Source organism: Ruegeria sp. CE9 (assembly GCF_056537425.1).
The window spans coordinates 147,240-159,424 of record NZ_JBQFRO010000011.1; the positions used below are offsets into that span (position 1 = coordinate 147,240).

Below are 12,185 nucleotides of genomic sequence, written 5' to 3' on the forward strand. Positions count from 1 at the left end.
CTTTGGGCTATCTTCAGATCAGTTTTAGGATTTTCAGAGAGAGCCATGACCTCTTCAGATTCAGTATTTTATGATTCCGTACCCATTTCCGACAGTTTCCTGAGCCTCAGCGATCCAGCGCAGTTCATACCTTTGCCAGATACCTGGGTCATGGGTGTGGCGGATATCGTGGACTCGACCGGCGAGATCGCGCGCGGTCGGTACAAGACCGTCAATATGGTTGGGGCCGCAGTGATTTCAGGAATGATCAACGCGTTAAGCGGTCGTGACTTCCCGTATGTTTTTGGTGGGGACGGGGCCGGGTTTGCGGTGCCTAGCGAAGAGACTGAAACCGCACGGGAAACACTGGCGGCATTGCAAACCTGGGCAGAGGCTGAGTTCAATATTGCGCTACGCGCGGCGCTGGTTTCGGTGGCCGACATTCGCGCCGCAGGTCATGACCTTCGGGTAGCCCGCTATGCACCGTCCACTGGGGTTGATTATGCGATGTTCACGGGTGGTGGACTGGCTTGGGCCGAAGCGCAGATGAAATCCGGTCAATTGACCGTTCAGCCCGCTGGCCCTGACGCGCAGCCAGATCTGACCGGCCTGTCATGTCGCTGGTCCAACAGCCCGGCGCGGCTTGGTCAGATCGTGTCGCTGGTCATACAGCCAACATCAGAGTCTACTGAGGCAGATTTTGCCGCTTTGTCCCAATCCGTTTTGTCCTTGGCCGAAGGGTTAGAGCGTGCTGGCCACCCGGTGCCACCTAAAGGACCACCGATGAGCTGGCCACCGCCAGGCGTTGACATTGACGCCCATGTCTCGCGCGCTGGGCGCAACTTGCTGTTGCAGAAGGTCCGTCTGACAATTGGCAACATGCTGATCGGTTTGCTGTTCAAAACCGGCCTGCGCCTGGGTCAATTCGAACCCAATCATTACAAAGAAATGGTCAGCCGCAATGCGGATTTTCGCAAGTTCGATGACGGGCTGAAGATGACGCTGGATTGTGACCTAGAGACGCTGAGGCAGCTCACCCAAATGCTGGACGACGCGCAGGCAGAGGGAAAAATCCGATACGGACTGCATGCCCAGCAAGAGGCGATGATGACCTGCTTTGTGCCCTCGGCCATGCGCGATGACCATGTGCATTTCGTTGACGGGGCCTCGGGCGGGTATGCTCAGGCCGCGGCATCGATGCGGAGTTAAAGCCTCCGCGCAATCTCGGTGATGACGTCATAGGCCATCATGACGTCTTCTTCAGTGGTTTCGAATTGACCGGCCTGAAAGCGGATGACCAAATCACCGTCCACACGGGTCTGGGTCAGATATATCCGCCCGTCATCATTGATTGCATTCACCAAGCGAAGGTTCAGATCGTCCAGATTCGTGTCGCCTTCAGGCTCATACCGGAAAGTCCACAGCGACCACATCGGGGGCGTCACGATCCGAAAATCCGGCTCGGACGCCAGCCGATCATGCAGCGCCACAGACCAGTTGACGTGATTGCGCAGCCGTTGCCTCAGCCCTTCCAGCCCATAGGCCCGGATGACAAACCACAGCTTCAGCGCGCGGAACCGGCGACCCAACGGCACCGACCATTCCGAATAATTGATGATCCCGTCTTTGCCATGTGTCTTCAGATATTCCGGGCTGATAGCTAGCGTACGGACCAGATCATCGGGATTTTTCAGGAAATGCGCGCAGCAATCGAATTGAACGCCGAGCCACTTGTGGGGATTGAACACGATGCTGTCAGCCTGATCGATCCCTGGCCAATAGTGACGGTATTCCGGGCAGATCATGGCTGACCCGGCCCAAGCGGCATCGACATGGGAATACAGGCCATATTCCTGTGCGATCTCAAGGCAGCGATCCACGGGATCAGTTGCACCGGTTCCCGTTCCGCCAACACAAAGGATCACGCTTGTTGGTTGAAAACCAGAGTCTAAATCGGCTTGAATAGCCGCCTCCAGCGCTTCTGGATCCATCCCACGCCAGTCGCCTTGCACCGGGATGCGCACCAAATTGTCTTGTCCGATTCCGGCAACCCAGATTGCACGGTCGATCGAGGTATGAACCTCGGAAGAACAATAAATGCGCAGGGGTTTTTGGCCGAACAGACCTTGGGTGTTCCCCTGCCAATTCATCGCTTTTTCGCGCATGGTCAGCACAGCCGCCAGCGTTGCAGATGAGGCCGAATCCTGAATGACCCCGGCAAATCCACTGGGCAGGTCCAGTGCCTCGCGCAGCCAGTCCATCATCCGGGTTTCCATCTCGGTTGCGGCGGGTGAGGTCTGCCACAGCATGCATTGCGGCGCGATCGCACTGGCGAGGAACTCAGCCAGCACCGACGGGGCCGAAGCGTTCGAGTTAAAGTAGGCGAAGAACCGAGGGTGCTGCCAATGGGTGATGCCGGGCATTACGATGTCTTCGAAATCGCGAAAGATATCTTCGATTGGCTCGGCCTGTTCAGGCGGGTGCGCGGGCAAAGCGTTCAGGATATCGCCCGGCTCGGTCCGGGCACGGACAGGTTTGTCGCCAACTTTCAGGTGATAGTCCTGCGTCCACTCGGCGACCTTCTTGCCCCAATCGGAGAATTCATTCCAATTCATCTTGTGCCCCCCCAAAAAACCTTCACGTAGGACGCATATAATAAACAAGTTAAGTAAAGTCCAGAAAGCGATACGCGTCCTGAACCAACGTTCTATTGCGAAATTACTGGAATTGCGCGAAAATTCCTTATGACCAGAAACTTACCACGGACGTCCCGATCCTTACCGATTGCGCTGCTGCGTGCGCGGGAAAAGGTGATGGGGCCAATTCGGGGTGTGCTCACCGATGCTGGCGTTACCGAGCAACAATGGCGCGTTCTGCGGGTTTTGCAAGAAGAAGGGCCGCAAGAACCAACTCAGATCGCCGAGCGCGCTTGTCTATTGTTGCCCAGCCTGACCCGCATTCTGAAAAAGCTCGAAGACAACAATCTAATCATGAGGCGGCAGGATACCAAAGATCGTCGCCGCCAGATTGTCGAAATCAGCGAAAACGGATTACAAATTATCGATGCCAATCTAGCGGAGATGTTGGAATTGGCAGAACACACGCGCGCATTGCTTGGGGCCGAGCGGCACGAAATGCTGTTGGACCTGCTGGTTGAACTTCACGAGTTGGAAGCTTAGACGCAGCAAAGTACAGTCTCTAACCAAGCGAAAAATCGCTCCGCGGACCCAATTCGATGCCCCAGGTAAACAGCTTTTGGGACGTATTTGGCAAAACCCGTTGCCCGTCGTTGTTTCGCGTCGTAGCCTCATGGTGATACTGAGCAAACGGTATAGTCAAATGGAAGGACAAAACTCGCAAGACCCGGCATCCCCTGCACATTTCGTAAAGCAGGATCTAAGCGAGCGAGTGGGCGCGCGTGTACGACGGGCGCGGCAAATGCGCGGTATACCGCGCCGGGTCCTGTCTGAAACCTCAGGTGTCTCTCCACGCTATTTGGCACAGCTCGAAGCGGGTGAGGGAAATATTTCAATCGGAGTTTTGTACCGGGTCGCGCAGGCCCTGGACTACAAGGCGGAATGGCTGATCGGAGAGGATGATCCGTGGGATTCGGATGCCTTGCAGATCTTAGAATTGTTTCGGCAAGCCAGTGAGGATGTCAAAGAGAGTGTCAGGCGCGCTTTGCTCCCTCATCAAGAAGAGGACGCGCGCGCGCATCGGGTTTGCATGATCGGATTGCGCGGGGCGGGCAAGTCGACTCTTGGTGCTTTGCTGGCTGCGGCACAGGACCAGCCCTTCGTTGAATTGACTGCCATGATCGAAGAGATGGCGGGTATGCCAATGTCTGAGGTGATGGCGTTCTTCGGACAAGATGGTTATCGCAATCTGGAAGCTCAGGCGCTGGATCGAGTGATTGACGAGCATGATCGGGTGGTTCTTGCCGTTGCGGGTGGGATCGTTTCCGAGCCGTCGACCTATTCCACGCTGCTAAGCCGATTTCATACCGTCTGGCTCAGGGCTTCGCCGACAGAGCATATGGATCGTGTGCGCGCCCAAGGGGACGAACGCCCGATGGCCGGAAACCCTAGGGCGATGGAGCAGCTCAAGAGCATGTTGGCCAGTCGTGAGGCCTTGTATGGGCGGGCAGATGCACAGCTGGATACCTCTGGTCGCAGCCCCGAGGTTTCGCTAAGCGAATTGCGGCACCTCATCAGCGAGCACGGGTTCCTGATCAACGCCTAGACGCTATTTGGGAGTCTTGAGCCAATCGTCATCAAATCTGACGTCATCCAGATCCGCAAACCGACACACTCTTTCAAGTTCTGACTGCAGCCGCCAGGTTCTTGCATCAGACCAGCGCACCGTCCGTTCTGGCCAAACAGCGCGGACACGCAACATGCCACGATCACGCTGCGCCTTCATGTCGATACGACCGATCAATCGGTTTCCTTCCAGCAAAGGAAAGACGTAGTAGCCGTAGATACGTTTGGGTTCAGGGACGAACACTTCGATCCGGTAGTGAAACCCGAACAACCGCTGTGCCCGGTTTCTATCACGCAACATTGGATCAAAAGGGCTAAGGACCCTGATCCGGCCCGGAGCTTCGGGCAGCGTTGCGGCATGTTCACATGTGCCCGGGCGGGCGAATACCTTTCGCTCCTTCCCGTCAGCACATTCGATGGAAACTTCCTGAATAATACCGTGTGTTAGAGCTTGTTCGCACCAAGATTTTGCTTCGGCTGCGCTAACCGTATCCCAGAACGCTGCAATCTCCCCGGATGTGGCAAAACCCAACCGGTCAAGCGCAGCGTTACACAGCCAATCGGTGGTTTCATCGGCGTCGCAGGGTAAATTGCCAGGACAAAGATGGGTGTCGATCACGCGTTCGGTCAGATCGTATCGCTTTTGAAACCCGTCACGGCCTACCACGGTCAGCGCGCCGGATCGCCAAAGATATTCCAGTGCTGTTTTGGATGGATGCCAATCCCACCAGCCGCCTGACCCTTTCTTTTCGTCTTTCCCCACATCGGACGACCCGACCGGGCCATGATCGCGGATATGCTGCAGGACGGTTTCGAATTTCTGTTCAAACCCATCGCGCCGCCAGTTTTTCCAGCGCGCTTTCAACATTTCGGCATCGCGCAGAAATCGCAGATGCCAGTGACGATAAAAGTCCATCGGGATCACGGCCGCATCGTGAGTCCAATGCTCGAACAATGCCCGGTCGCGTTCATAAAGCCGTTTTAGGTGGCGCGCACGATAGCTGGGCCTGCGTGCATACAGGATCATATCGTGCGCACGGGCGACTGTGTTAATGCTGTCGAGTTGCACAAACCCCAGCCGATGGATCAGCTGTAACAGATCATCACCCTTGGACCCGCCTGAGGGCTGCTCTAACAGCGCATGGCGGTCCATAAACAGGGCACGCGCAGCCCGATTGTCCAGATGTTGCAGCGCCATAAGGCTTAACGCCGTTTCAGCGTGTCGCCAAAGCTGATCTTGGGAGTCAGAGTGACGCGGGTTTCCACTTCGGAATCCGGATCGGCCAGTTTCGCCGCGATGATTTCTGCCGCAGTACGTCCGATCTCGGTTCGGCACGCATCCATGGTGGCCAGCTTGCGTGGTAGACCCTGCAGCAGTTCGACATTGTTGAACCCGGCCAATCCAATCTGGCCGGGGACATCAATCCCCTGATCCAGCAGATACAGCAACCCGCCGGCACCAATCATATCGTTGGAATAATACAGGAAATCCAATTCGGGCGAACGTTCAAGCATCGCTTGGGTCATCTCGCGCCCCTTGGCTAATGCGGAACCGCCCGAATAGAACTCGCGGTCCTCGATCTCAATCCCGTGCTTGCCCAGCACTTCCGTGAAGCCTTCAAACCGCTTTCTGGCGCGGTGATCCAGCGGCATCTTGGTGCCCATAAAGCCGATATGCTCATAGCCAGCCTTTAGAATGGCTTGCGCCATCTCTCGTCCTGCGCGCCTGTGAGATATCCCCACCATTGCGTCCACGGGCTTGCCGTCAGTGTCCATGATCTCAACCACGGGAATGCCGGCAGAATCCAGCATGGCGCGTGCCGCTTCGGTATGTTCCAACCCTGCGATGATCACACCCGAAGGCCGCCACGAGAGCATCTCGTACAGCACTTTTTCTTCCTTTTCGGGCAGATAATCGGTGACACCGACTACCGGCTGCAGCTCAGTGTCTTCCAGCACTTGATTAACGCCGGTCAGCACCTCTGGGAAGACCATATTCGATAGCGACGGGATGATCACCGCCACCAGATTTACGCGGCTCGACGCCAATGCTCCCGCGATTTTGTTGGGCACATATCCCAGCTCTTTTGCAGCGGCCAGAACCCGAGTCCGGGTAGCATCCGAGACATCCCCGCGATTGCGCAGCACCCGGCTGACGGTCATCTCGGATACTCCGGACGCTTCCGAGACATCGCGAAGGGTAAGCGGGCGTTTTGTTTCTGTTGTCACCGGGGTACCTGCATTGTTTGTTTGCCCCGATGGTAGCGTGAACAGGGCAAACTGTTCAACTGTTACGCAAAGCTCATGACAATCCGTAAAAACCCCGCTACAGAAAACGACGCGCGGCCCCGTGGCTCAACTGGATAGAGCAGCCCCCTCCTAAGGGGCAGGTTGCAGGTTCGAATCCTGCCGGGGTCGCCAGAGACTTTCGAACCATCCTGATTACAGGCCTTAGCGGCTGAAGCTCGATCTATCGAGAAATGTCGGGGTATATACCGTCACTTCTTGCCGGGAGTTCCATCGAATTTCTTCTCAATGTCGCTCCAGCAATCGATATAGTCATCTTGCAGTGGCGCTTCGTTGGCGGCGAAGGCGGTCAAATGTTGCGGAAAACGGGTTTCGAACATGAAGGACATGGTGTTGTCCAGCTTGTCGGGCCCCAGGTTTGAATTCGAAGCCTTCTCGAATGCGTCGCGATCCGGGCCATGGGGCAGCATCATGTTGTGCAAGCTCATACCGCCGGGGACAAAGCCCTGCGGTTTCGCATCATACTGGCCGTAGATGTTGCCCATCAGCTCGGACATGATGTTCTTGTGGTACCACGGCGGGCGGAACGTATCTTCCATAACCATCCAGCGTTCGCGGAACAGGACAAAGTCGATATTGGCAGTTCCCGGTTGGCCCGACGGGGCGGTCAGCACTGTGAAGATTGACGGATCCGGATGATCGAACAGGATCGCTCCGACCGGGCAATAGGTGCGCAGGTCATATTTTACTGGCGCATAATTGCCGTGCCACGCCACTACGTCCAGCGGGCTGTGATCGATCTTGGTCTGGTGGAACTGTCCGCACCATTTGATGGTTACGGTCGAAGGCACCTCACGATCTTCAAACGCCGCGACCGGCGCTTTGAAATCGCGCGGGTTGGCCATGCAGTTGGCGCCAATCGGACCGCGACCGGGCAGTTCAAATTTCTGGCCATAGTTTTCGCACACGAACCCGCGCGCCGGACCCCCCAAAACCTCGACGCGGTACACAAGGCCGCGTGGAATGATGGCGATTTCCTTGGGCTCAAGGTCGATGATTCCCAACTCGGTATAGAATCGCAAAACGCCTTCTTGCGGCACAACCAACAGCTCGGAATCGGCCGAGAAGAAATAGTCATCCTCCATCGACGTGTTTACCAAGTAGATATGACTGGCCATACCCACCTGAGTGTTCACGTCCCCGGCTGTCGTCATGGTATGCATACCGGTGACCCAAGTCAGTCGTTCTTCAGTGTGGGGTACCGGGTTCCAGCGGTATTGGCCCAGGCTGATCACATCGGGGTCGACATTGGGCGCTGAAATCCAATGCGGTACATCGATTTTTTCGTAACGGTGTGAATGCTTTACCGAAGGGCGAATGCGATAGCACCAGGTACGCTCATTCTGGTGCGCGGGCGCAGTAAAGGCTGTGCCCGAAAGCTGCTCGCCATAGAGGCCATAGTTACATTTCTGCGGGCTGTTCATACCTTGCGGCAGGGCGTCAGGCAGCGCTTCGGTCTCATAATCATTGCCGAAACCAGGCATATATCCAGCATGCGGACCCTTCAGGGAAGGGGCAATCGTCATACGTTCGGGTTTTGATATTTCATTCATTTTGCGCGTTCCTTCCGAGCAGAAGCGATCGAAGTTGAGCGCTTTGGTAATAGTTGACTTTGTAACTAACAAGCGTGAGGGGTGATGATCTGGAAAAAACATGAGTGAAATTTGCAGGAGTCAGAGACGGCAAGACATGGCGCTCTGTTTGGTCCAGAAAGCTAAGGTTTGGAAATGGGCGCAATTGGCCGCGATGACTCCGGGCGAATACACTATTTCCACGAAATAAATCTATGGTCGAAACTTGGAGTAGTTCGACCAATTGTATTCAGCTCTTATCAGGCGTTCGAAATCTTCGAAATGTTACGAACAATCGCTGCAGAGATACTAAAATTTTGGGGATGTTTGGTGCCCAGGAGAGGACTCGAACCTCCACGTCCATACGGACACTAGCACCTGAAGCTAGCGCGTCTACCAATTCCGCCACCTGGGCAGGTGTCGTGGAGGGGCGTTTAAGCTGACTGGCGGAAGGCGTCAACCGGATTCGAGGTGATTTTAAAAGTTTTTTGACGCAACACCCAAGATCGGTTTCAAACGCTGGATTTTCAGAGCCGCGCGGCGTTATTGCGCCTTGTTCAACGGACGCTTGAGCGCTAGACCAACTCAGAACCAGATAGCAGGAGCGCCATCATGTCGAAACTGGTCACGATTTACGGTGGATCAGGCTTTGTTGGCCGATATATCGCACGACGTATGGCTGCCAAGGGCTGGCGCGTCCGCGTGGCCGTGCGCCGCCCAAATGAGGCGATGTTTGTCAGACCTTATGGTGCGGTTGGACAGGTCGAGCCGATCTTGTGCAACATTCGCGACGATGCCTCGGTCGCTGCTGCGATGCATGGTGCCGATGCAGTGGTGAATTGCGTGGGTGTCCTGAACGAACTGGGCAAGAACGCGTTTGACGCGGTGCAGGCCGATGGTGCTGAACGGATTGCCCGGCTGGCGGCCGCGCAGGGTGTTGAGCGTATGGTGCACATCTCAGCCATCGGTGCTGATGCGGATTCTGACAGCGAATATGCGCGCACCAAAGCGCAGGGCGAGTCAGGAGTGCTGCAACACATGCCGGGTGCGATCGTCCTGCGCCCTTCGGTCATATTCGGAACCGAAGACCAGTTTTTCAACCGCTTTGCGGGGATGACCCGGATGAGCCCGTTCCTGCCGCTTGTCGGGGCGGATACGAAGTTTCAGCCCGTATACGTGGATGATGTCGCTCAGGCGGCCGTTCAGGGCGTTTTGGGCGATGCGCCCGCAGGTATTTACGAGCTTGGCGGGCCAGAAGTGAAATCCTTCCGTGCGCTGATGCAGCAGATGCTGGACGTAATCCACCGTCGCCGGATCATCATCGGCATGCCTTTCTGGGCGGCGAAGATCATGGCGGGCGTGTTAGATATCGCCAAATTTGTCAGTTTCCAGCTGTTCCCGAACCACATTCTGACCCGCGACCAGCTTAAGAACCTGCGGCGTGACAACGTGGTTGCACAAGACGCCAAGGGATTTGTGGATCTCGGGATCGAACCGACGACTCTGGAATCGATATTGCCAGAGTATCTCTGGAAGTTCCGGCCCTCTGGTCAGTATGATGAGATTCAGGATTCGGCCAAAAACCTGAAGATCTGATCAACTGTAGGCGATCACCAGCAAAATCGCGCCAAGGATCACCCGATAGATTACGTAGGGTGTGAAGCTGACGCTGCGCAATAGCCGCATCATTAGGCTGAGGGCCAGTAGCGCAGCGATAAAGGCAAACGCTGCGGCGATTGCACCGTCCTTGGCCAATTGCGCGTTGGAGTCTCGGATCACGTCAACCGACAACAGTGTGCCGGAAGCTATGATCGTTGGAATGGACATCAGCATCGCAATTCGGGCCCCATCTTCTCGGGTATAGCCCAATTGGCGCGCGCCGGTGATCGTGATCCCCGAGCGTGAGGTGCCTGGGATTAGGGCCAATACCTGCCATAGCCCCATGATCAATGCGTCCTTGAAGCCCCAGTCGTTGGCCTCTTTGGTCTGCGCGCCGTTCTGATCCATCCAATAAAGCAACAGGCCAAACCCAAGCATTGTCCAGCCTATTACTGCGACCGAACGAAGTGATTGCTCAAGCCCTGTCAGGTACAAAATCGCGCCCGCAATGACCGTGGGAATTGTTGCGATGACCAAACCCAGTGCCAATCGGGCCTGAGGGGTATCAGTTTGCCCGCGCAAGACCTCTGGCAGTCCGGCCAGCGCTTGTTTCACATCGGACCAGAAGTACAAAATAACCGCGCCAAGCGTGCCCACATGTACCGCAACATCAATTGCCAAGCCTTGATCGGTTGCGCCGGTAAGGCTGGGTAACAGGATCAGGTGCCCAGAGGATGAGACAGGCAGGAATTCGGTGACGCCCTGAATCATCGCCACGAGAATCAAGTGAAAAAGGCTCATCTGCTCTGCCAACGCTTTGGTCGTTTTGTCGATAACAATGGGTATTTGCGTGCTGCTGTAAAGGGAAGTGTGCATATAGGTCCGAATCGGAACTAAAAGTTGTTAAAAACCTCAAAAAAATACACCCTTTCCCGCGATTTTCCAATTTTAGGTCAGTACAGTTGACTTTTCATCCTCAATGACTTCACTTAAAGAGACCCGACCAAGCCAATTCATGGAGTCTGACCCGTGGCCAAGCAACCGATGCTGAAATTTGTGCAGATCGATCGCGTCATGCCTGAAAAGCGTGCCGCAAATGACCGCAAAGAGGACTTTGATGAAATCTACGCCGATTACGCTGCGGAAAAAGCGGCCGAGCAGGCGAGTCGGTGCAGCCAGTGCGGTGTGCCTTATTGTCAGTCGCATTGCCCTCTACACAACAATATCCCGGACTGGCTGCACCTGACCGCCACCGGACGTCTGGAAGAGGCTTATGCGACCAGTCAGGCGACCAATACGTTTCCTGAGATCTGTGGCCGTATTTGCCCGCAGGACCGGTTGTGCGAAGGCAATTGCGTCATCGAGCAATCGGGCCATGGGACGGTCACGATTGGTACGATCGAAAAATACATCACCGATACCGCCTGGGACAAAGGTTGGGTCAAACCCGTTCAGCCCGGTGCTGAACGCGGCGAAAGCGTAGGGATCATTGGTGGTGGTCCGGGCGGCTTGGCTGCGGCAGATATGTTGCGGCGGGCTGGTATTCAGGTCACGGTATATGATCGCTATGACCGCGCTGGCGGATTGCTGATGTACGGTATCCCGGGCTTCAAGCTGGAAAAAGACATCGTTCAGCGCCGCAATGACCTGCTGGCAGATGGTGGTGTCGAATTCGTTCTGAACTGCGACGTAGACGCCGCCAAGTTTGAGGAAATCCGCTTAAAACATGATGCGGTGATCATCGCCACGGGCGTTTACAAATCGCGCGACCTGTCCATGCCGGGCAGCGGTCTGGCGGGTATTGAAAAGGCGATCGATTTCCTAACCGCTTCGAACCGCAAAAGCTTTGGTGATGCAGTCGAAGATTTTGACAACGGCCGCCTGAATGCAGAAGGCAAAAAGGTTGTTGTGATCGGCGGTGGCGATACAGCAATGGATTGCGTACGTACATCGATCCGTCAGGGTGCAACCTCGGTCAAATGTCTATACCGTCGCGACCGCGCCAACATGCCGGGATCGCAGCGTGAAACCCAGAACGCCGAAGAAGAAGGCGTGGTGTTCGAGTGGCTCAGCGCGCCTAAAGGCTTTACCGGAGATGATAAGGTCTCGGGCGTGATGGTTCAGAAAATGCGTTTGGGTCAACCCGATGCGTCGGGCCGTCAGGCCCCCGAAGTGATCGAAGGCGCCGACTATGTGGAAGACGCCGATCTGGTGATCAAGGCGTTGGGATTTGAGCCCGAAGACCTGCCCACCCTGTTCGGCCAACCCGACCTGCCGGTGACCCGCTGGGGGACCGTCAAGGCTGCTTTCCAGACCGGTGAGACCGAGATGGAGGGCGTCTACGCCATTGGTGACATCGTGCGTGGTGCGTCACTGGTGGTTTGGGCGATCCGCGACGGTCGTGACTGCGCCGACGCCATCATCGATCGCTTTAACAGCAAAGCTGTGGTTGCAGCCGAGTAACTAA

General features: G+C 55.8%; 10 protein-coding genes and 2 tRNA genes. 6 read left to right on the forward strand and 6 right to left on the reverse strand.

Annotated elements, in window-relative coordinates; all coding sequences use genetic code 11:
- The first annotated feature begins 45 nt into the window (after positions 1-45).
- The gene (locus ACR0B3_RS18840; protein ID WP_480810390.1) at positions 46-1,188 is read left to right on the forward strand and encodes a DUF3095 domain-containing protein; all 1,143 of its coding nucleotides are present in this window, start codon (positions 46-48) and stop codon (positions 1,186-1,188) included.
- Here the strand turns inward: ACR0B3_RS18840 and ACR0B3_RS18845 are convergent.
- The gene (locus tag ACR0B3_RS18845) at positions 1,185-2,594 is read right to left on the reverse strand and encodes a pyridoxal phosphate-dependent decarboxylase family protein (protein WP_480810391.1); all 1,410 of its coding nucleotides are present in this window, start codon (positions 2,592-2,594) and stop codon (positions 1,185-1,187) included. The two genes, ACR0B3_RS18840 and ACR0B3_RS18845, sit on opposite strands and share 4 nt — an antisense overlap.
- 129 nt (positions 2,595-2,723) lie before the next feature.
- Here ACR0B3_RS18845 and hpaR point away from each other — a divergent pair, with 129 nt between their 5' ends.
- Positions 2,724-3,158, forward strand: coding sequence for a homoprotocatechuate degradation operon regulator HpaR (hpaR, locus tag ACR0B3_RS18850; protein WP_480810392.1), 435 nt, complete (start codon positions 2,724-2,726; stop codon positions 3,156-3,158).
- 160 nt (positions 3,159-3,318) lie between these two features.
- Positions 3,319-4,221: a helix-turn-helix transcriptional regulator gene (locus tag ACR0B3_RS18855; RefSeq protein WP_480810393.1), complete on the forward strand. Its 903-nt coding sequence runs from the start codon at positions 3,319-3,321 to the stop codon at positions 4,219-4,221.
- A gap of 3 nt (positions 4,222-4,224) precedes the next feature.
- Here ACR0B3_RS18855 and ACR0B3_RS18860 read toward each other — a convergent pair whose 3' ends face one another.
- Entirely contained in the window at positions 4,225-5,439 is a 1,215-nt protein-coding gene (locus tag ACR0B3_RS18860; RefSeq protein WP_480810394.1) for a winged helix-turn-helix domain-containing protein, read from the reverse strand.
- A gap of 5 nt (positions 5,440-5,444) precedes the next feature.
- Positions 5,445-6,470 (reverse strand): LacI family DNA-binding transcriptional regulator, encoded by a 1,026-nt coding sequence (locus ACR0B3_RS18865; RefSeq protein ID WP_170722870.1) that lies wholly within the window; start codon positions 6,468-6,470, stop codon positions 5,445-5,447.
- Between the two features lie 115 nt (positions 6,471-6,585).
- On the opposite strand from ACR0B3_RS18865, the gene ACR0B3_RS18870 reads away from it, so the two are divergent.
- A tRNA-Arg gene (locus ACR0B3_RS18870) sits at positions 6,586-6,662 on the forward strand.
- Positions 6,663-6,739: 77 nt separating this feature from the next.
- On the opposite strand, the gene hmgA is transcribed toward ACR0B3_RS18870, so the two are convergent.
- A complete protein-coding gene (gene hmgA, locus ACR0B3_RS18875) occupies positions 6,740-8,101 on the reverse strand; it encodes a homogentisate 1,2-dioxygenase (RefSeq protein WP_480810395.1) in 1,362 nt (453 codons plus the stop codon).
- Between the two features lie 346 nt (positions 8,102-8,447).
- A tRNA-Leu gene (locus ACR0B3_RS18880) sits at positions 8,448-8,534 on the reverse strand.
- Between the two features lie 197 nt (positions 8,535-8,731).
- On the opposite strand from ACR0B3_RS18880, the gene ACR0B3_RS18885 reads away from it, so the two are divergent.
- A complete protein-coding gene (locus ACR0B3_RS18885) occupies positions 8,732-9,715 on the forward strand; it encodes a complex I NDUFA9 subunit family protein (protein ID WP_480810396.1) in 984 nt (327 codons plus the stop codon).
- On the opposite strand, the gene ACR0B3_RS18890 is transcribed toward ACR0B3_RS18885, so the two are convergent.
- Positions 9,716-10,519 carry an undecaprenyl-diphosphate phosphatase gene (locus ACR0B3_RS18890; protein ID WP_480810397.1) on the reverse strand — a complete coding sequence of 268 codons (804 nt, stop codon included), beginning with the start codon at positions 10,517-10,519 and terminating at the stop codon, positions 9,716-9,718.
- A 228-nt stretch (positions 10,520-10,747) separates the two neighbouring features.
- On the opposite strand from ACR0B3_RS18890, the gene ACR0B3_RS18895 reads away from it, so the two are divergent.
- Positions 10,748-12,181 (forward strand): NAD(P)-dependent oxidoreductase, encoded by a 1,434-nt coding sequence (locus tag ACR0B3_RS18895; RefSeq protein WP_480810398.1) that lies wholly within the window; start codon positions 10,748-10,750, stop codon positions 12,179-12,181.
- Positions 12,182-12,185: the final 4 nt, after the last annotated feature.